A 19,500-nucleotide genomic window follows, 5' to 3' on the forward strand; every position below is an offset into this window, starting at 1 on the left:
CCCCGGCGGCGCCCGGACGGTGTCGTCCGACGACGCCGGGGAGGCTCGTCACCGCGGGTAGGCGCTCCCGGCCGGAGGCGGCGGCACGGGGAAGTGCGCGCGGGCTCCGGCCATGCACTCCAGCAGGGCCCGCTGCTCCTCGTCGAACGTGCGCTCGTCGATCACCCGGCCCCTGGCCCGCTCGTGGAGCAGGCCCAGCTCGGTCGCGGCCAGCTGGTAGTCGGTCATCGCCCGCAGCCCCGCGCCGCCCCCGTGTGTCCTGGCCCACTGCCGGGCCGCCCGCCGGCCGGGCAGCGAGGAGAGCATCACGACGTCCTGCGGGCCGACCAGCCCGGTCTGCTCGTAGGCGGGCAGGTAGTTCTGGATCAACCCGACGATGCGCTTGCGGTCGCGGAAGACGATCCAGACCAGCACGAACAACACGACCATCAGCAGCAGGTACGCGACGGCCAGGCCCGCGAAGCCGACGTAGGAGGCGAAGCCGTTCCAGATCCCGTGCAGCAGCATCGCGCCGACCCATCCGGCGGCGATCACGGCGACCCGGCCCGATCCGTGGCGCTGCGCCGCGTAGGCCACCGCGACACCGATCATGGAGGTGAACAGCGGGTGCGCGAACGGCGAGAGGATCCCCCGCAGCACGACGGTGACCGCCAGGCCCTGCGCACCCATGTCGTCGAGGGCGGCGACGTAGTAACTGACGTTCTCGCTCATGCCGAAGCCCAGGCCGACCATGCTGGCGTAGATGACGCCGTCGGTCGGCCCGTCGAGCTCGGCCCGCTTGAACCTGAGCAGGCCCAGCAGGACCAGGCCCTTCATCGTCTCCTCGACCACCGGGGCGCCGAACGTGGCGGTGAGGTTGCGCGCGTTGTCGTAGGCGAGCCCGGCGGCGTTCTCGATGTAGAGCAGGTTGAAGGAGTTGATCACCCCGGCCACCAGGACCGCCACGCCCGCACCCCAGGCGAACGCGAAGATCAGGTTGCTGCGCGGCTCGGGTTCCATCCGGTCGAGCGCCAGCACGGCCGCCATGAGCACCGGGACCGGGGCCAGCGCCAGGGCCAGGGCGATGAAGAAGTAGACCGGGTCGCCGTTCAGCACGTCGAAGGAGAACGACACCAGGGCACACACCCCGGTCACGACCAGCCCCACGATCAACCCGACCGACGGGCGGTCCTTGAACACCCATCGGGGGTCGCGGCTCGCCATGTGGCAACCGTAACCGATCAACCACGACCTGTCCTCCCCGCCCCCGGGTCGGGCCGCGACCGGCCGGGAGGCGCCCGGCGAAGACCCGCCGGGAGCCGTGCACCGGCTGTGTTCCCGGTCGCGTCCCGGCTGTGTTCCCGGTCCGGGTGGCGGAGGGGGCCACGCACGGCGGAGCCCCCGCGACCTGAGTCGCGGGGGCTCCGGTGGTGCCCGCAGGAGGGCTCTCGGGCCCTCCCTCGCACAATGGGACGCGGCCCGCTCAGACCAGCATCGAGTCGATGGCCACGGCCAGGAACAGCAGCGCCAGGTAGGCGTTGGACCAGTGGAAGAAGCGCATCGGGCGCAGGTCCACACCGGTCTTGCCGGCGTTGACCCGCCCGAGGAGGCGGTGGACCTCCCACAGGCAGGCGGCGCCGAGGACCGCGGCGACCACCGGGTAGAGCAGGGTGGTCCCGGCGATCGGCCACAGCAGCAGGGAGCAGAGCACCGTGGCCCAGGTGTAGACGATGCTCTCCAGCACCACCCGGCGCTCGGTGGCCACGACCGGGAGCATGGGGACCTTCGCCGCGGCGTAGTCCTCCCGGTAGCGCATGGCGAGGGTCCAGGTATGCGGCGGGGTCCAGAAGAACACCACGCCGAAGAGCACCACGGGGGCCCAGGCGAGGTCGCCGGTGACACCCGCCCAGCCGATGAGCACCGGCATGCAGCCCGCGATGCCGCCCCAGACCACGTTCTGCGGGGTGCGCCGCTTGAGGATCATCGAGTAGACGAGCACGTAGAACAGGTTCGCGGCCAGCGACAGGCCCGCCGCGAGCCAATTAACCGTCAAGCCCAGGCCAAGAGTCGACAGGATCCCGAGCACGATCCCGAAGATCAGCGCGTTGCGCGGCGGGACCAGGTGCCTGGCCAGCGGGCGTCGCCGGGTGCGGCGCATCGCGGCGTCGATGTCGCGGTCGATGTAGCAGTTCAGCGCGTTGGCGCTGCCGGCCGACAGGGTGCCGAACACCAGGGTGCTGACCGCGAGCCACAGCGGCGGCAGGCCCTTGGCCGCGAGGAACATCACCGGCAGCGTCGTGATCAGCAGCAGCTCGATGATCCGCGGCTTGGTGAGGGCGACGTATGCCTTCACGACGTCGCCGAGGGAGCGCGGCGCGGCGTCGGGCGCCACGCCGGCCTCGACCGGGGCCGTCGATTGCTTGTCGATGAGCACCATCTAAGGCGCTTCCAGCACGTGCGGGGTCAACGCGTAACCTCTGATTAGAGCGGATCCGTGAATGCGGGCACCAGCCAGCCTTGAGGACTCACTGTAGTTGCTGAGGTGGCCGGTCCCGGCATGGGGTGCGGGAGCCGCGCCACGCGACCCCCGCGAGGGGGGTGTCGGCGCTGCTCACGGCTCTCGCGGGCTCGCCCCGGTCCGGTCCGCGCCACGGTGACGAGGCTGAACCGTTAGGGTCCGGTGTGGGCGGGAAATACCAGACCGGCGCCACCAGCACACGACAGAGATCCGGAGATCGAGCACTTGAGCAGTGAACTCGTGCCAGCCCTTGAATGGAACGACCTGGACCGCCAGGCGGTCGACGTCGTACGGGCCCTGGCCATGGACGCGGTAGAGAAGGCGGGTTCGGGCCACCCCGGCACCGCGATGAGCCTGGCGCCGGCCGCGTACCTGCTGTTCCAGCAGGTGATGCGGCACGACCCGGCAGACCCCTCCTGGGCGGGCCGTGACCGGTTCGTCCTGTCGGCCGGTCACTCCAGCCTGACCCTTTACATCCAGCTCTACCTGTCGGGCTACGGGCTGAGCCTGGACGACCTGAAGTCTCTGCGCCAGTGGGACAGTCTCACCCCCGGCCACCCCGAGCACGGCCACACCGTCGGCGTGGAGACCACGACCGGCCCGCTCGGCCAGGGCATCGGCAACGCGGTCGGCATGGCCATCGCCGCCCGCCGTGAGCGCGGCCTGTTCGACCCGGACGCCGCCCCGGGGAACAGCCCGTTCGACCACACCATCTGGTGCATCGCCTCCGAGGGCGACATCGAGGAGGGTATCAGCCACGAGGTCAGCGCCATCGCCGGCCACCAGAAGCTGGGCAACCTCGTCGTCATCTTCGACAGCAACCACATCTCGATCGAGGACGACACCCAGATCGCGCTGAGCGAGGACGTCGTCGCGCGCTACGAGGCGTACGGCTGGCACACCCAGACCGTCGACTGGACGCAGACGGGCGACTACGTCGAGGACGTCGAGGCGCTGCACCGCGCTCTGGAGGCGGCCCGCGCCGAGACCGGCAGGCCGTCGTTCATCCGGCTGCGCACCATCATCGGCTGGCCCGCCCCCAACAAGCAGAACACCGGCAAGATCCACGGCTCGGCGCTGGGCGCCGACGAGGTCGCCGCGACCAAGCGGATCCTGGGCATGGACCCGGACAAGAGCTTCGACGTCCCGGCCAAGGTCCTGGAGCACGCCCGCGAGGTCGTCGAGCGCGGCCGGGCCGCCCGCGCCGACTGGGACAAGCTTTTCGCGAACTGGCGCGAGGCCAACCCCGAGCGTGCCGCGGAGTTCGACCGCATCTCCGCGCGGCGCCTGCCGGCGGGCTGGACCGAGGCGCTGCCGACCTTCGAGGTCGGCACCTCCGTGGCCACCCGCAAGGCCTCCGGCGAGGTGCTCAACGGCCTGGCGCCGGTCCTTCCGGAGTTGTGGGGCGGCTCGGCCGACCTGGCCGAGTCCAACAACACCACGATGAAGGGCGAGCCGTCCTTCATCCCCGAGGAGTACCAGACCAAGGCGTTCCCGGGCGGCCCCTACGGCCGTACGCTGCACTTCGGCATCCGCGAGCACGGCATGGGGGCGATCCTCAACGGCATCGCGCTGCACGGCGGCACCCGCCCCTACGGCGGCACGTTCCTGGTCTTCAGCGACTACATGCGCCCGTCGGTGCGGCTCGCCGCGCTGATGAAGCTGCCGGTCATCTACGTGTGGACGCACGACTCGATCGGCCTGGGCGAGGACGGCCCGACGCACCAGCCCGTCGAGCACCTGTGGGCACTGCGCGCCATCCCGGGCCTGGACATCGTTCGCCCGGCCGACGCCAACGAGACCGCCGCCGCCTGGCAGGTCGTGCTGGAGCACGGCGACCGCCCGGCCGGGCTGGCCCTGACCCGGCAGAACCTGCCCGTCTACGAGGGCACCGGCGACGCCGAGAAGGTCGCCAAGGGCGGCTACGTCCTCCAGGATGCCTCCACCGGCCAGCCGGCGGTGGTCCTGATCGGCACCGGCTCCGAGGTCGAGCTCGCCGTCGGGGCCCGGGAGATCCTGGAGGCCGAGGGCATCCCGGCGCGGGTGGTGTCGATGCCGTGCGTGGAGTGGTTCCGGGCCCAGGACTCCGCGTACAAGCAGACCGTGCTGCCGTCCGCGGTGCGGGCGCGCGTGGCGGTGGAGGCGGGAATCGCCCTGGGCTGGCGGGAGTTCGTGGGAGATGAAGGGGAAGTGGTGAGCCTGGAGCACTTCGGTGCCTCCGCCCCCTACAAGACCCTCTACGAGCAGTTCGGGCTGACCGCCGAGCGTGTGGCCGCCGCCGCCAAGGCGAGCCTCGCCCGGACCGGGGCCGACAAGGGCGAGACGACGGGAAACTGATCATGAGTGAGATTCTGAAGAAGCTCTCCGGACAGGGCGTCTCCATCTGGCTGGACGACATCAGCCGCGAGCGCCTGCGCACCGGCAACCTGGAGTCGCTGATCCGCGACAAGCAGGTGGTCGGCGTCACCTCCAACCCGACGATCTTCGCCTCCGCGCTGAGCAAGGGCGACGCCTACCAGACCCAGCTCCACGACCTGAAGGTCCGCGGCGTCGACGTCGAGGAGGCGGTGCGCGCCATCACCACCTACGACATCCGTTGGGCCGCCGACGTGCTGAGGCCGGTCTACGACGCCACCGGCGGCGTGGACGGCAGGGTCTCGATCGAGGTCGACCCGCGCCTGGCGCGGGAGACCGAGAAGACCGTCGCCGAGGCGCGCGCGCTGTGGTGGCTGGTCGACCGGCCGAACCTGTTCATCAAGATCCCGGCCACGGTCGAGGGCCTGCCGGCGATCACCCAGGCGATCTCCGAGGGGATCAGCGTCAACGTCACGTTGATCTTCTCCCTGGAGCGGTACCGGGCCGTCATGGACGCCTGGCTGACCGGCCTGGAGCAGGCCAGGGAGAAGGGGCTGGACCTGTCCGGCATCGAGTCGGTGGCCTCGTTCTTCGTCAGCCGGGTCGACACCGAGATCGACAAGCGCCTGGACAAGATCGGCACCCCCGAGGCGCTGGCGCTCAAGGGCAAGGCCGCGGTCGCCAACGCGCGCCTGGCCTTCGCCGCCTTCGAGGAGGTCGTCGCCTCCCCGCGCTGGCAGGCGCTGGCCGGGGCGGGTGCCCGTCCGCAGCGTCCGCTGTGGGCCTCCACCGGCACCAAGAACCCCGACTACCCCGACACCCTCTACGTCGACGACCTGGTCACCTCGGGCACGGTCAACACGATGCCCGAGAAGACCCTCGGCGCGGCGGCCGACCACGGCAGGATCGACGGCGACACGATCCGTCCCTTCTACGAGCAGGCGTGGAACACCATGGCCGCGCTCAAGGAGGCCGGCATCGACTACGACGACGTCGTGACGTCCCTGGAGGAGGACGGTGTGGAGAAGTTCGAGGCCTCCTGGTCCGAGCTGCTGTCCACCGTCACCGCCGAGCTGAAGAAGGCGTGAGGCGCACATGTCAGTGTCCGTGACGTTCGGCGACGAGAGACTGGCCGAGCAGGCGGCGGAGACCGCCCGGCGGCTCGCCGCCGAGGGGGTCCCGCAGGCCCTGGCGGGCGGCGACCCGACGCTGTGGGGCCCGCAGGCCCAGCAGGAGGCCGCCGTCCGGCTGGGCTGGCTGACCCTGCCGACCACCAGCAGGGCACTGCTCGGTGAGATCGGCGAGTTGGTCGCGCGGGCCCGCGCCGAGGGCCTGGACCACGTGGTCCTGGCCGGCATGGGCGGCTCCTCCCTCGCCCCCGAGGTCATCACGACCACCGCCGACGTGCCGTTGACCGTCCTCGACACCACCGACCCGGTCCAGGTGGGCCGCGCGCTGGAAGACCGGCTGGAGAGCACGATCGTGGTGGTCGCCAGCAAGAGCGGCGGCACGGTCGAGACCGACAGCCACCGCCGGATCTACGAGCAGGCGTTCCGCGCCGCCGGGATCGACCCGGCGAGCCGGATCGTCGTCGTCACCGACCCGGGTTCCCCGCTGGAGCAGGCCGCCAGGGAGGCGGGCTACCAGGTGTTCCTGGCCGACCCCGACGTGGGCGGCCGCTACAGCGCTCTGTCGGCCTTCGGCCTGGTGCCCAGCGCGCTGGCCGGTGCCGACGTGGCACGGTTGCTCGACGACGCGGCCGAGGTGCTCCCCCTGCTGGCGCGGGCGGAGGGCAACCCCGGTCTCGACCTCGGCGCCGCCCTGGGCGCCGCCGCGCTGGCCGGGCGTGACAAGCTGGTGCTGGAGGACGGCCTCTCGGAGATCAACGGCCTGCCCGACTGGATCGAGCAGCTGATCGCCGAGTCCACCGGCAAGTCAGGCAAGGGCATCCTGCCCATCGTCGGCGCCGACCCGAACGACACCGACGACGAGCTGATCGCCGGGATCGACACCGACGGCGCGGTGGCGGTCCACGGCCCGCTCGGCGCGCAGTTCCTCCTTTGGGAGTACGCCACCGCCATCGCCGGCCGCGTCCTCGGCATCGACCCGTTCAACCAGCCGAACGTGGCCGAGTCCAAGGAGAACACCGGAGCCCTGCTCGACCGGCCGGAGCTGCCGGTCGGCACGCCGATCCTGGTCGACGGCCCGGTCGAGGTCTACGGCGAGCTGCCCGGCGGGCAGACGCCCAAGGACCTGTCCGGTGTGCTGACCCAGCTGCTGGAGGCGATCCCGGAGCGCGGTTACCTCGCGGTGATGGCCTACCTCGACCGGGAGGGGGCGTTCGACGTCCCCACCGCCGAGGGCGCCTCGTTCGACGAGATGACCGAGGCGTGGAGCGCGGCCGACCCGGCCACCCTGCGGGGGCTGCTCGCGATCCGCACCGACCGGCCGGTGACCTTCGGCTGGGGGCCGCGCTTCCTGCACTCCACCGGCCAGTACCACAAGGGCGGCCCGCAGGACGGGGTGTTCCTGCAGATCACCGGGGCCGTCGAGACGGACATCGAGGTCCCCGGAAAGCCGTACACCCTGGGCCGTCTGCAACTCGCCCAGGCTCTGGGCGACCAGGGCGCGCTGGCCGGCCGCGGGCGTCCCATCGTGCGGCTCCACCTGACCGACCGGGCGGCCGGTGTCGCGCGGCTCCTCGAGGCCGCACGGGAGGTCTGAATGGGCCGCGGGAGGTCTGAAGAATGAGCAAGCAGCGCTCCAAGGCGCGGGCCGAGGAGACGACGGCCGCGGTGACCGAGGCCGAGCGGGCCGCGGACGCCGCGGTCGAGGAGACGACGGCCGCGGTGACCGAGCACGAGGAGGCCACGGGTTCCGCGGGTGCCGCGGCGGAGGAGACCCCGAGCACGGCCACCACCGCCACCTCGGCCGCGATCGCCGGCATCACCGACGAGGTGGTGGCGGCCAACCCGCTGCGCGACCCGCGCGACAAGCGCCTGCCGCGTGTGGCGGGGCCGTGCGTGCTGGTGCTGTTCGGCGTGACCGGTGACCTGGCGCGCAAGAAACTGCTGCCGGCGATCTACGACCTGGCGAACCGGGGGCTGCTGCCCCCGGGTTTCTCCCTGGTCGGCTTCGCCCGCCGCGACTGGCAGGACCAGGACTTCGCGCAGCTCACCCATGACGCCGTCAAGGAGCACGCGCGGACGCCGTTCCGCGAGGAGGTCTGGAAGCAGCTGTCGGAGGGCATCTTCTTCTGCCCGGGTGAGTTCACCGACGACGGCGCGTTCGACGCGCTGGCCATGATGCTCAAGGAGATCGACGAGACCCGGGGCACCGGCGGCAACTACGGGTTCTACCTGTCGGTGCCGCCGAAGTTCTTCCCGGTCGTGGTGGAGCAGCTGAAGCGGACCGACCTGGCGCACGGTCCGGCCGGCTCGTGGCGCCGGGTGGTGATCGAGAAGCCGTTCGGGCACGACCTGCAGAGCGCCCGCGAGCTGAACGCGATCACCAGCGCGGTCTTCCCGGAGAGCTCGGTGTTCCGCATCGACCACTACCTGGGCAAGGAGACCGTCCAGAACATCCTGGCGCTGCGGTTCGCCAACAACCTGTTCGAGCCGATCTGGAACCGGGGTTACGTCGACCACGTCCAGATCACCATGGCCGAGGACATCGGCATCGGCGGCCGGGCGGGTTACTACGACGGCATCGGCGCGGCCCGCGACGTGATCCAGAACCACCTGCTGCAGCTGCTCGCGCTGGTCGGCATGGAGGACCCGACGTCCTTCGAGGCCGACTCGCTGCGCAGGGAGAAGGAGAAGGTCCTCAAGGCGGTCCGGCTGCCGTCCGACCTGTCGCTGATCACCGCCCGCGGGCGGTACGGGCCGGGCTGGCAGGGCGGCGTTCCGGTGGTGGGCTACACCGACGAGGAGGGCATCCCGCCCGACTCCATCACCGAGACGTACGCGGCCATCAAGCTGGAGATCGCCAACCGCCGCTGGGCGGGGGTGCCGTTCTACCTGCGCACCGGCAAGCGGCTCGGCCGCCGGGTGACCGAGGTCGCGGTGATGTTCCAGCGGGCGCCGCACCTGCCGTTCAGCAAGGACGACACCGAGATCCTGGGGCAGAACGCCCTGGTCATCCGGGTTCAGCCGGATGAGGGCATCACGGTGCGGTTCGGTTCCAAGGTGCCCGGTACCGCCATGGAGGTCCGGGACGTCTCGATGGACTTCGCCTACGGCGAGTCGTTCATGGAGTCCTCCCCCGAGGCCTACGAGCGGCTGCTGCTGGACGTGCTGATCGGCGACCCGCCGCTCTTCCCGCACCAGCGGGAGGTCGAGCTGTCCTGGAAGATCCTCGACCCGATCGAGGAGTTCTGGGCCTCCCAGGGTCCGCCGGAGGAGTATCCGGCGGGCACGTGGGGTCCCAGGTCCGCCGACGAGCTGATGGCCCGCGACGGGCGCGCGTGGAGGAGGTTGTAGATGACGAGCTTCATGCTCAGCGGCACGACCGCCTCGAAGATCTCTTCCCAGCTCACCCAGCTGCGGCACCAGATGGGCACCCCGGCGGTCGGCATGGTGCTGACCCTCGTGGTGATCTGCAACGAGAGCAACCAGTACGACGCGGTGCGGGCCGCCACCGAGGCGGCCCGGGAGCACCCCTCCCGGATCCTGGTGGTCATCGCCCGCGACCCGGCGGAGCCCAACCGGCTCGACGCCGAGATGCGGCTCGGCGAGTCCACCCCGGGCGAGGTGATACTGCTGCGCCTGTACGGGGAGCTGACCAGGCACGCCGACTCGGTGGTCAGCCCGCTGCTGCTCACCGACACCCCGGTGGTGGTCTGGTGGCCGGGCGAGTGCCCGGAGGTCCCGGCGAAGGACCCGATCGGCGTGCTCGCCCAGCGGCGCATCGTCGACGCGCGCGCCGAGACCGACTCGGTCACCGCGATCGTGGGCCGGGCCGGTGGTTACGTGCCCGGTGACACCGATCTGGCCTGGACCCGGCTGACGACGTGGCGGAGCCTGCTGGCCGCTGCGTTCGACCAGCCGGTGGGCAGGGTCGAGAGCGGCACGGTCGAGGCCGCTCCCGGCCACGCCAGCGCCATGCTGCTGGCGGCCTGGCTGGGTGAGCGCCTGGGCGCCCCGACGAAGGTGACCGAGTCCGCCGGGCCGGGCCTGACCGCGGTCAGGCTGACGACGGACAGGGGCGACATCACCATCACCCGGGGTGACGGCCGCCTGGCGACGCTGTCGCGTCCCGGCCAGCCGGACCGCCACGTCGCACTGGTCCGGCGCCCGACCTCGGAGCTGCTCGCCGAGGAGCTGCGGCGGCTGGATCCGGACGAGACCTATGAGTCCGCGATCCGGCGGCTCGCCCGGACCCAAGGGTCGTGATCTGCGAGCGCCCCGCGGCACGCCGCGGGGCGCTCCCTTTCTGGTGAAAGAGAAGTTCCGTGAGCGTTCCCACTGTGATCATTCATCGCGACGCCGACATGCTCGCCAAGGCCGTCGCCGCGCGGGTGATCGTCCGCATCGTCGACGCCCAGTCCGCCAAGGGCTCGGCCCATCTGGTGCTGACCGGCGGCAGCGTCGGCATCGCCACCCTGGCGGAGATCGCCGCGTCCCCGGCGCGGGACGCCATCGACTGGCGCAACCTGGACATCTGGTGGGGCGATGAGCGTTTCCTGCCGGCCGGCGACTCCGAGCGCAACGAGACCGGGGCCCGCAAGGCGCTGCTGGACCACGTCGACGTCGACCCCGCGCGGGTCCACGTGATGCGCGGCCCCGACTCGGGCATGACCGCCGAGGAGTCGGCGGAGGCGTACGCCGAGGAGCTGCGCCGCGCCGCCCGCCCGGAGGACCACGGGCCCGCCCCCGCGTTCGACCTGCTGATGCTCGGCATGGGCCCGGACGGGCACGTCGCCTCGCTCTTCCCCGAGCACCCGGCCCTGTACGACACCCGCCCGGCGATGGCGGTGCACGGCTCTCCCAAGCCCCCGCCCACCCGGATCTCGCTGTCGTTCCCGGTCATCCAGGGTGCCAACGAGGTGTGGGTGGTCGCCGCCGGGGAGGAGAAGGCCGGCGCGGTCCGCCTGGCCCTGTCCGACTCCGGGCCCATGCAGGTTCCCGCCGCCGGGGCCCGGGGCCGCCGGCGGACGTTCTTCCTCCTCGACCGGGCCGCCGCCTCGAAGATCCCTTCCTCGCTGGGGCGGATCTCCTCCCCCTGACCTGCCGCGCCTGCCCCCGAAAAGGAAGACGCGGAGATGCGGCCTTCCCGCTCCGGTGCCCCTGAGCCGCACCGGAGCGGGAAGGCCACGTGATGGTTCAGCTCGGGGATGCCGTCGCCATCACGCCCACGGCCAGCCTGGCTTCCACCACGCCGGGGTCCTCGGTGTAGCTCAGGGTCGCGCCGAGCGACACCAGGAGCCTGCGCATACGCACGTTGTCGGAGAGCAGGGTGGCTCTGACCTCGGCGAATCCCAGGTCGCGGGCCTCGTGCACGAGGAGGCGGGCCAGCGCGGTCCCCAGTCCCCTGCCCTGCCAGCGGTCTTCGACCAGGAAGGCGATCTCGGCGATGCCGGGGTCCGGGGTGAACATCAGGTTGGCCAGGGCCACCACCTGGCCGTCGTGCCCGGCGACGACGGAGTGGCCGCGGGCTCGGTCGCAGAGCCGGTCGAAGACCTTGGGCGGGAGCACCGGCATCGAGGTGAAGTAGCGGAACCTGCGGGCCTCGGGCGAGCAGCGGTCGTGCAGGTCGCGGACGGCCTCGCGGTAGAGCGGGGTGAGCGGCCGGATCTGGACCTCGGCGCCGTCGGCGAGCGTGACGTCGCGGTCGGTGCCGGGCTGGTCGGCGGGCGGCTGCGCCAGCCGGACGAAGGCGGCGGCGCGGGCGGCCTCGGTCAGGGTGAAGGGGAGTTCGGCGCGGCGGAGCCTGATCGAGCGGCGCGGGGCCACGGGCACGGTCAGCAGCGTCGGGTCTGGCAGGTCGCTCATCTCGGAACCGTAGACCCAGCGGGCGTCGTCTGCGCGCAACAGCTCCGCCAGGAGCTCGGGCAGGCGCCAGGGTGCCGTCCGCAGCCGCGAGGCCAGCAGGAGCACCCGGGTGGGCTCGTCGGTGAGCTCGTGGGCGGTGGCGGTGACCACCTGGACCCGCCGGCCGCCCGCCTCCTCCAGCGCCTCGCGCACCGCGTCCGCCCCCGCGGGGATGTCGGCGACGAACTCGTCCACGGTGCCGTCGGCGTCGGTCTGCACGCTCAGCCCCAGGATATTGCCGCCCTTGGCCGCGAGAGCGGCGGCCAGCGAGGCCAGACGCCCCGGTCGTTCGTCGACGGTCGTGCGGATCCTCAGAAACCCCATCAGAATGCTCCCTTTGTCAGGGCATAGCCTTGCCTGGCGCTGTTACGGGACTGCTACACACGAGTGAGCCTGTCGTTACACTTGGGGAAGATCACCCATTACGCGGCAAGACAGCGGTTATACAACGGTTTCCGTTGGTTAGTGCGCTTCCATGCACGGATATAGCAGGATATGAGGCCATGAGTAAGCGTGTTCCCCTGGCTGGGGATTTCGTCAACGGAGACGTCTCCTTCTGGTACCGCTCCCTCGGCATCCCTTCCCCCGGCACCCCTCTCCCCGGCGACCGCGACGCCGACGTCGTCATCGTCGGCGCCGGCTACACCGGCCTGTGGACCGCCTACTACCTCAAGAAGGCCGACCCCGGTCTGCGGGTCGTCGTCCTGGAGAAGGAGTTCGCAGGCTACGGCGCGTCGGGCCGCAACGGCGGCTGGCTGGTCGGCGAGCTCGCCGGCACCGCAGAGCGCTACGCGAAGACGCACGGCGTACCGGCCGCCAAGCGGCTCCAGCGGGTGATGTTCGAGTCGATCGACGAGGTCATCACCGTCGCCGAGGCCGAGGGCGTCGACGCCGACATCGTCAAGGGCGGGGTCACCACGGTCGCCACCAACGCCGCCCAGGACCGCCGGCTGCGCGAGCTCCTGGCGCACGAACGCCACTGGGGCTGGACCGAGGAGGACGTGCGGCTGCTCGAACCGGCCGAACGGGAGAGCCGGCTGCGGGTCGCCGGCGCGGTCAGCGCGATCTGGAGCCCGCACTGCGCCAGGATCCAGCCCGCCAAGCTGGCCGTCGGCCTGGCGAAGGTCGTGCGCGACCTGGGAGTGGAGATCTTCGAGCGGACCCCGGTCACCGAGATCGTCCCGCACGAGGCCCGCACCCCGCACGGGACGGTCCGCGCCGACTACGTCATCCGCGCGACCGAGGGCTTCACCGCCGAGCTGAAGCAGTACCACCGGGCGTGGCTGCCGATGAACAGTTCGATGATCGTCACCGAGCCGCTGGGCGACCTGTGGGACGAGATCGGCTGGGAGAACTGCGAACTCCTCGGCGACATGGCCCACTACTACATGTACGCCCAGCGCACCGCCGACGGCCGCATCGCGTTCGGCGGGCGCGGCAAACCCTACCTGTACGGCTCGCGCGTCGACGACCGTGGGCACACCCACTCCTGGACCATCGAGGCGCTCTGGGAGCTGCTGACCGGGATGTTCCCCGCGGTACGGGCGTCGAAGGTGGCGCACGCGTGGTCCGGTGTGCTCGGCGTGCCGCGCGACTGGTGCTCCACCGTCCACCTGGACCACGCGACCGGGATCGGCTGGGCGGGCGGCTACACCGGGCACGGGGTGACCACGACCAACCTCGCCGGCCGTACGCTGCGCGACCTGATCCTGCGCCACGACACCGAGCTGGTGTCACTGCCCTGGGTGGGCCGCCGGGTGCGGGGCTGGGAGGTGGAGCCGCTGCGCTGGATCGGTGTGCACACCATGTACGACCTGTACCGCCGGGCCGACGCCCGGGAGAAGGCCGGACTCGGCCGGACCTCCGTATTGGCCCGCGTCGCCGACACCATCACCGGACGTTGAGGAGAGACATGACCCATCGGCACCAGAGGATGATGCAGCAGTGAGTGACCTTGTCTTCCGCGGCGGCCGCGTCTTCCTCGCCGCCGGCGCCTTCGCCGAGGCGGTGCTGGTCCGCGGCGGCCGGATCGCCGCGGTCGGCTCCGAGGCCGACGTCTCCCGGCTGGCCTCCGCCGGCCACGAGACCGTCGACCTCGGCGGCGGCCTGCTGACCCCCGGCTTCACCGACGCGCACATCCACCCGGTCCAGGCGGGCCTGGAGCGGGCCAAGTGCGACCTGGCCGAGGAGTACGGGCTCGACGAATACGTCGCACGGATCGCCGCCTACGCGGAGGCCAACCCCGGCCACGAGTGGATCGACGGCGGCGGCTGGGACATGGCGGCCTTCCCCGGCGGCCTGCCGCACCGCTCACAGCTCGACTTCCTCGACCGCCCGGTCTACCTCATCCAGCGCGACCACCACGCCGCCTGGGTCAACACCCGGGCACTGGAACTGGCCGGGATCACCCGCGACACGCCCGACCCGGCCGACGGGCGGATCGAGCGCGACCCCGACGGCACACCGAGCGGCGTGCTGCACGAAGGCGCGATGGACCTGGTGGGGCTGCTCACCCCACGTCCCACCGCGCGGGACATGCACGACGCGCTGCTCGAAGCGCAGAGCTACCTGTTCTCCAAGGGCATCACCGGCTGGCAGGACGCCATCGTCGGCTCCTACGCGGGCTCCGACGACCAGCTGCCCACCTACGTCTCGGCCGCGGCGTCCGGCGCGCTCAAGGCCCGGGTGGTGGGAGCGCTGTGGTGGGACCGCACGCGCGGCGCCGAGCAGATCCCCGAACTGGTGGAGCGGCGCGCGTCGGCCGCGGGCCTGGAGAGGTTCCGCGCCACCTCCATCAAGATCATGCAGGACGGCATCGCGGAGAACTTCACCGCCGCCGTGATCGAGCCCTACTGCCGCTGCGGCGGCACCGGCCTGTCGTACGTGGACCCGGAGCTGCTCAAGGGCTACGTCGCCGAGCTGGACCGGCACGGCTTCCAGGTGCACTTCCACGCGATCGGCGAGCGGGCCGTCCGCGAGGCGCTGGACAGCTTCGAGGGCAGCGACCCGGCCAACCGCCACCACATCGCGCACCTGCAGATCATCGAGCCGTCCGACGTGCCGCGCTTCGCCCGGCTCGGCGTGACCGCGAACCTGCAACCGCTGTGGGCCACCCACCACGCCCAGATGGACGAGCTGACCATCCCGTTCCTGGGCGAGGAGCGGTCGTCGTGGCAGTACCCGTTCGCCGACCTGCAGCGCGCCGGAGCCCGCTTCTGCGCCGGCAGCGACTGGCCGGTCTCCAACGCCGACCCGATCCAGGGCATGCACGTGGCGGTCAACCGCACCGAACCCGGCGGCTCGGTGCACGCCGGCTACCCGACGGCGCAGACCCCGTTCCTGCCCGGCCAGCGGCTCGACCTGGCCACCGCGCTGACCGCCTACACCGCGGGCTCGGCCTGGATCAACCACGACGACGAGGCCGGGAGCATCACCCCCGGCAACCGCGCCGACCTGGTCGTCCTGGACCGCGACCCGTTCACCGAGCCCCAGGCCGACATCTGGCGGACGGAAGTGGCCATGACCTTCGTCGGCGGCGAGCAGGTCTACCGGCGCTGACCCGGCGTCTCCTCCCGCCGGCCCTCCGGGGGGCCGGGCCGCGTCCCGTCCCCCGGAGGGACCCGCTACCGTGCGGGAAAGGCCTGCCGAAACCCCCGCCCCGCACGGGGCGGGGGCCGTCTCCGGGGAGGACACCGTGAACGATCTGCCCATCTGCGTGACCTGCGGGGTCCAGTACGGCGGGCCGCGGGAGAACTGCCCGATCTGCGAGGACGAACGGCAGTACGTGGGCTGGGAGGGCCAGCGGTGGACCTCCCTGAACGAACTGCGCCGCTCCGGGCACCGGCCGAAGGTCGCCGAGGAGGGCGACGGGGTGGTCGGGATCGGCGCCGACCCCGCCACGGCCATCGGGCAGCGGGCACTGCTGGTGCGCACCCCCGCCGGGAACGTGCTCTGGGACATGGTGACCCACCTGGACGACGACACGATCAGGCAGGTGGAGGAGCTCGGCGGCATCGACGCCATCGCGATCAGCCACCCGCACTTCTACGGCTCCATGGTCGAGTGGGCCCACGCGTTCGACGCGCCGGTGTACGTCCACGCGGCCGACCGCGCGTGGGTGGCCCGCCCCGACGAGTCGGTGGTCTTCTGGGAGGGCGACACACTGGAGATCCGTGAGGGGCTGACCCTGGTCAACGCGGGCGTGCACTTCGACGGCGGCCAGGTGCTGCACTGGCGTGACGGCGAGGAGGGACGCGGCGCGCTGTTCTCCGGCGACATCGTCCACGTGGTGGGCGACCGGCGCTGGGTGAGCTTCATGTACAGCTACCCCAACCTCATCCCCGAGCGTCCCGGGACGATCCGCCGTGCCCTGTCGCTGCTGGAGCCGTACGCCTTCGAGCGCGTCTACGGCGCCTGGTGGGGGCGGGTCGTGCACACCGACGGCGCCGAGGCCGTCCGCCGCTCCGCCGACCGCTACCTGCGCTTCGCCCTGGACGACGCCGAGAAGTGAAGGCACCGGCTCCCGGGACGGACGGCACCTGACCGGCGGGGTCCGGGGACCCTGCGCTCAGCGGGCGAGCTCGGCGTCCAGGAAGGAGCGGAACTCCCTGACCTGGACGGTCGTGCCGTACGGGTCGAGGCGGCCGGCGAACCTCCGGATGCGTCCGACCAGGCGGGGCGAGGTCAGCGACCTGGCCATCGGGACCGCGGCCCGCGCCGAGTCGACGGCCCGCTCCAGCTCTCCGAGACCCAGGTACGCCTCGGCGGCGCTCACCCGGCTGAGCTGAGCCGACCGGGTGCGACGCTCGTCGTACTCACGCAGCACAGCCTCCGCACAGGCGACACCTCGTGAGTGCTCGCCGATGAGCGACCAGCAGATACCCGCCTCCGCGACGGGCTCCGTCGACTCGAACCAGGCAACCCAGGTCGGATCCCGATCGGTGGTGCCCTGGGTGTGCAACCGCTCGACCTCGGCGAGCAACCGCTCGACTCGTCTGGCACCGTGACGGTCAGCGGTGTCGCTCATGCTCACCTGAAGGGCCGTCGCCCAGGCTTCCCTGCTCAGCAGCTCGGCCATGACGCGCGGCGGCGCCTGGGCCCGGCGGGCCGAATCGACGGCGGCTCGGGCCAGCCGCACCGCCCAGGCGGGCTGCTCCAGGTAGATCGACTGGACCGTCATCGTCGTCAGGACCCAGGCGCCGGTCAACGGGTCGTCACCGGCCTTCGCCAGTGTGAGCGCCTGCCCGAAGTAGTGCTGGGCCTGGCCGTGGCGTCCCAGGTCGAAGGCGGTCCAGCCCGCCTGAAGGGTCATCCCGGCCGCCGCCGTCATCAGCGCGGCCCCGACCTCGTCGTCGTAACGGCCGCGCAGCATCGGAGCCACCGTGCTGTGCAGGTAGTCCACCACGGCGGGGCGGATCATTCCCGCTCCGAACCGGTGGTCCATCTGCCCGAAAGCCTCTCGTGCCTCGATGATCCGCCGGACGTCGGAGAGCCCGACCGCAGGCCCGGATCCCTGATACGCCCTCGACGTGACCGGCGCACCGTAGCTCCACTCCGCCAGCCACCCGCCCAGCGCCGCCGGGACGAACGGCAGCGCGGCCAGCACCCGGCGCCGATCCGGATCCACATCGCACCTCCACAGTCGCCCGGCCGCCTCGACCGTAGCCGCGAGCGACAGGTCGCTGAAGTCCGGCACCAGCCAGGCTTCCGTATCGACCGGCTGCCCGCCCTCGATCCACCGTTCGACCTCGGCCGGGTCCACCCCGAACACCTGGGCCATCCGTGCCCGGTACACCGGCCGGATCTCCTGCCGCCCCCGCTCCCAGCGGCTCCACGTCGTCGGCGACACCCACAGCGCCTCCGCCATGGCGTCCTGGCTCAGGCCCAGTCGCCTGCGGGCCCGCGCCAGCTCCGGACGCCCTTCGTCCCGTCCCGTCCCGCCCACACCCACCTCGATCACTTTAGGTCACATATCAGCTACCTATTGTCATCACATCCGCCCCCGCGCGTCGACCGGCGGCGGGAACGACCGGAAAACGACCACCGGTCGCGACGGCCCACGAGGCGAACGGCGACGGCCCTCCCCCACGCCGGCTCGCGGGACGATCCCCTACGCCCACACCCGGCCCTGCCCTCCTGCCCGCCCGATGGCGTCTCCTGCTGGTCGCAGCCATCACGAACGCCCCGGCGGCCACCCGCACCGCCACGAGCAAGGGAAGTGCCCACATGCGACCGGCCCCCGACGCCCCGGCGAACCCACCCGGCCCCCACGCCGAACACCCGACCGATGCGCGCACCGGGCACCCGGGCGGCACCCACGCCGGGCACCCGTCCGGTGCCCGCCCCGCACGCCCACTCCTTCCCGGCGGGAAGGCCGCCCCCGGGACTCCGGCGGAGGCCCGTCCCGGCGCCGCCGGCGTGTCGGTGACGGCCCTGCACCCCGGCTCGGCGTCGCGCCGGGCCCGCGCCGTCGTACGCGAGGTGCTCCGGGCGGCGGGTGTCTCCCCCGACGACGTCGCCGACGCCGAGACGGCCGCGGCCGAGCTCGCCGCCAACTGCGAGCGGCACGCCCACCCACCGTACGAGCTCCGCCTGCTGCGCCTCGCCGGGGTTCCCGTGTGGTGCGAACTCCTCGACGGCGATCCCGACCTGGGCTGGATTCCCGCCCTCCTCGGCCGCTCCCGGCCACCGGCCGCCCCGGACCCGCTCGCCGAGAGCGGCCGGGGCCTGGTCCTGGTGCGCGAGCTCTCCCTGGGCCACTGCCGCGCCTACCTCACGACGGCCTCCACCGGGGCACCGGCCAAGGCCGTCGCTTTCGCCCTCCCCACCCGCTCGGGCACCCGGCTGACCGGCCCACCCCGACCGGACCCCGACCACCGGCCCCGCCTCCGCCCGTGACCGGGAAGGTTCGCCGGGCCGTCGGCGGAGTGCGGGCTGAACCCGGACCGGGAAATCATTTGCGATCGCACGACGGCGCCTGGCAGCGTGCGATTCCCACGACTGCCGCGAGGGTCCAGATGACGATCTACTTTTATGGTGCCGACGAAGCCCCCTATGGCTGCTTCTCCAATTTCTCCGCCCACGGTGTGAACCTCGACGGGCACTGGTGGCCGACCACGGAGCACTACTTCCAGGCACAGAAGTTCCCCGGTACCCGACATGCCGTCCTCATCCGTCAGGCCCGCACCCCGCTGCGCGCCGCGGAACTGGGCCGTGACCGGTCCCGCCCGTTGCGGCGTGACTGGGAGCGGGTGAAAGACGATGTGATGCGCCGTGCCGTGGCGGCCAAGTTCCGCGCGCACGCCGACATCCGCGAGATCCTGCTGTCCACCGGGGACGAGGAGATCGTCGAGGACACGACGTCCGACCACTATTGGGGCCGCGGCAGAACGGGGACCGGGAAGAACATGCTCGGCCGGATCCTGATGCGCACCCGCGGCCGGCTCCGCGCCGGCCCCGACGGGGCACCTGACCGCGGGCCCCGACGGTGAACCGAGCGGCGGCGGGCACACGCGGCACGACCGCCGCATGCGAAAGACCCCCGCGGCATCCCGCGGGGGTCTCATGAAGCGTGCGGCCACCGGTGTGACGGTGTCCGCGGTGCCGTACAGGCGCGAC

At 72.0% G+C, this 19,500-nt stretch carries 15 protein-coding genes; 11 read left to right on the forward strand and 4 right to left on the reverse strand.

Annotated elements, in window-relative coordinates; all coding sequences use genetic code 11:
- Window positions 1-48 precede the first annotated feature (48 nt).
- Complete coding sequence (locus F4562_RS04975) at window positions 49-1,203, reverse strand: PrsW family intramembrane metalloprotease (protein WP_184548206.1); 1,155 nt, start codon at window positions 1,201-1,203, stop codon at window positions 49-51.
- A gap of 259 nt (window positions 1,204-1,462) precedes the next feature.
- Window positions 1,463-2,416 (reverse strand): heme o synthase, encoded by a 954-nt coding sequence (locus F4562_RS04980; RefSeq protein WP_184548204.1) that lies wholly within the window; start codon window positions 2,414-2,416, stop codon window positions 1,463-1,465.
- 384 nt (window positions 2,417-2,800) lie between these two features.
- On the opposite strand from F4562_RS04980, the gene tkt reads away from it, so the two are divergent.
- From tkt to pgl, 6 genes are read left to right on the forward strand one after another with little or no spacing between them, the layout of a single operon-like run.
- Window positions 2,801-4,834 carry a transketolase gene (tkt, locus tag F4562_RS04985; protein WP_246473775.1) on the forward strand — a complete coding sequence of 678 codons (2,034 nt, stop codon included), beginning with the start codon at window positions 2,801-2,803 and terminating at the stop codon, window positions 4,832-4,834.
- Between the two features lie 2 nt (window positions 4,835-4,836).
- On the forward strand, window positions 4,837-5,940 hold the full coding sequence (gene tal, locus F4562_RS04990) for a transaldolase (RefSeq protein WP_184548200.1): 1,104 nt from the start codon (window positions 4,837-4,839) through the stop codon (window positions 5,938-5,940).
- Between the two features lie 7 nt (window positions 5,941-5,947).
- A complete protein-coding gene (locus F4562_RS04995) occupies window positions 5,948-7,576 on the forward strand; it encodes a phosphoglucose isomerase-related protein (RefSeq protein WP_184548198.1) in 1,629 nt (542 codons plus the stop codon).
- A 23-nt stretch (window positions 7,577-7,599) separates the two neighbouring features.
- Window positions 7,600-9,333: a glucose-6-phosphate dehydrogenase gene (gene zwf, locus F4562_RS05000; protein WP_246473352.1), complete on the forward strand. Its 1,734-nt coding sequence runs from the start codon at window positions 7,600-7,602 to the stop codon at window positions 9,331-9,333.
- Window positions 9,334-10,245 (forward strand): glucose-6-phosphate dehydrogenase assembly protein OpcA, encoded by a 912-nt coding sequence (locus tag F4562_RS05005; protein WP_184548196.1) that lies wholly within the window; start codon window positions 9,334-9,336, stop codon window positions 10,243-10,245.
- Between the two features lie 59 nt (window positions 10,246-10,304).
- Complete coding sequence (pgl, locus tag F4562_RS05010; RefSeq protein WP_184548194.1) at window positions 10,305-11,078, forward strand: 6-phosphogluconolactonase; 774 nt, start codon at window positions 10,305-10,307, stop codon at window positions 11,076-11,078.
- A 97-nt stretch (window positions 11,079-11,175) separates the two neighbouring features.
- Here pgl and F4562_RS05015 read toward each other — a convergent pair whose 3' ends face one another.
- The gene (locus F4562_RS05015; protein WP_184548192.1) at window positions 11,176-12,207 is read right to left on the reverse strand and encodes a GNAT family N-acetyltransferase; all 1,032 of its coding nucleotides are present in this window, start codon (window positions 12,205-12,207) and stop codon (window positions 11,176-11,178) included.
- Between the two features lie 179 nt (window positions 12,208-12,386).
- On the opposite strand from F4562_RS05015, the gene F4562_RS05020 reads away from it, so the two are divergent.
- From F4562_RS05020 to F4562_RS05030, 3 genes are all read left to right on the forward strand, one after another.
- On the forward strand, window positions 12,387-13,787 hold the full coding sequence (locus F4562_RS05020) for an NAD(P)/FAD-dependent oxidoreductase (protein WP_184548191.1): 1,401 nt from the start codon (window positions 12,387-12,389) through the stop codon (window positions 13,785-13,787).
- A 40-nt stretch (window positions 13,788-13,827) separates the two neighbouring features.
- Window positions 13,828-15,441, forward strand: a complete 1,614-nt coding sequence (locus F4562_RS05025; protein WP_184548189.1) for an amidohydrolase — start codon at window positions 13,828-13,830, stop codon at window positions 15,439-15,441.
- Between the two features lie 136 nt (window positions 15,442-15,577).
- Complete coding sequence (locus F4562_RS05030) at window positions 15,578-16,393, forward strand: MBL fold metallo-hydrolase (protein WP_184548187.1); 816 nt, start codon at window positions 15,578-15,580, stop codon at window positions 16,391-16,393.
- 57 nt (window positions 16,394-16,450) lie between these two features.
- Here the strand turns inward: F4562_RS05030 and F4562_RS05035 are convergent, their stop codons facing one another.
- Window positions 16,451-17,842 carry a helix-turn-helix domain-containing protein gene (locus F4562_RS05035; protein ID WP_184548185.1) on the reverse strand — a complete coding sequence of 464 codons (1,392 nt, stop codon included), beginning with the start codon at window positions 17,840-17,842 and terminating at the stop codon, window positions 16,451-16,453.
- A gap of 266 nt (window positions 17,843-18,108) precedes the next feature.
- On the opposite strand from F4562_RS05035, the gene F4562_RS05040 reads away from it, so the two are divergent.
- Together F4562_RS05040 and ybiA are read left to right on the forward strand one after the other, a co-directional pair.
- The gene (locus F4562_RS05040) at window positions 18,109-18,780 is read left to right on the forward strand and encodes an ATP-binding protein (protein WP_184548183.1); all 672 of its coding nucleotides are present in this window, start codon (window positions 18,109-18,111) and stop codon (window positions 18,778-18,780) included.
- Window positions 18,781-18,899: 119 nt separating this feature from the next.
- Entirely contained in the window at window positions 18,900-19,373 is a 474-nt protein-coding gene (ybiA, locus tag F4562_RS05045; RefSeq protein WP_184548181.1) for a riboflavin biosynthesis intermediates N-glycosidase, read from the forward strand.
- The last annotated feature ends 127 nt before the right edge of the window (window positions 19,374-19,500 follow it).

The organism is Streptosporangium becharense (assembly GCF_014204985.1).
Lineage (GTDB): Bacteria > Actinomycetota > Actinomycetes > Streptosporangiales > Streptosporangiaceae > Streptosporangium > Streptosporangium becharense.

What these genes read in the sequence shown, in the direction of transcription:
- F4562_RS05040 (WP_184548183.1), top strand. Translation starts at nt 18,109, where the DNA reads ATGCGACCGGCCCCCGACGCCCCGGCGAACCCACCCGGCCCCCACGCC.
- F4562_RS04995 (WP_184548198.1), top strand. Translation starts at nt 5,948, where the DNA reads ATGTCAGTGTCCGTGACGTTCGGCGACGAGAGACTGGCCGAGCAGGCG.
- tal (WP_184548200.1), top strand. Translation starts at nt 4,837, where the DNA reads ATGAGTGAGATTCTGAAGAAGCTCTCCGGACAGGGCGTCTCCATCTGG.
- F4562_RS04980 (WP_184548204.1), bottom strand. Translation starts at nt 2,416, where the DNA reads ATGGTGCTCATCGACAAGCAATCGACGGCCCCGGTCGAGGCCGGCGTG.
- F4562_RS05005 (WP_184548196.1), top strand. Translation starts at nt 9,334, where the DNA reads ATGACGAGCTTCATGCTCAGCGGCACGACCGCCTCGAAGATCTCTTCC.
- F4562_RS04975 (WP_184548206.1), bottom strand. Translation starts at nt 1,203, where the DNA reads ATGGCGAGCCGCGACCCCCGATGGGTGTTCAAGGACCGCCCGTCGGTC.
- zwf (WP_246473352.1), top strand. Translation starts at nt 7,600, where the DNA reads ATGAGCAAGCAGCGCTCCAAGGCGCGGGCCGAGGAGACGACGGCCGCG.
- tkt (WP_246473775.1), top strand. Translation starts at nt 2,801, where the DNA reads ATGGACGCGGTAGAGAAGGCGGGTTCGGGCCACCCCGGCACCGCGATG.
- ybiA (WP_184548181.1), top strand. Translation starts at nt 18,900, where the DNA reads ATGACGATCTACTTTTATGGTGCCGACGAAGCCCCCTATGGCTGCTTC.
- F4562_RS05015 (WP_184548192.1), bottom strand. Translation starts at nt 12,207, where the DNA reads ATGGGGTTTCTGAGGATCCGCACGACCGTCGACGAACGACCGGGGCGT.
- F4562_RS05020 (WP_184548191.1), top strand. Translation starts at nt 12,387, where the DNA reads ATGAGTAAGCGTGTTCCCCTGGCTGGGGATTTCGTCAACGGAGACGTC.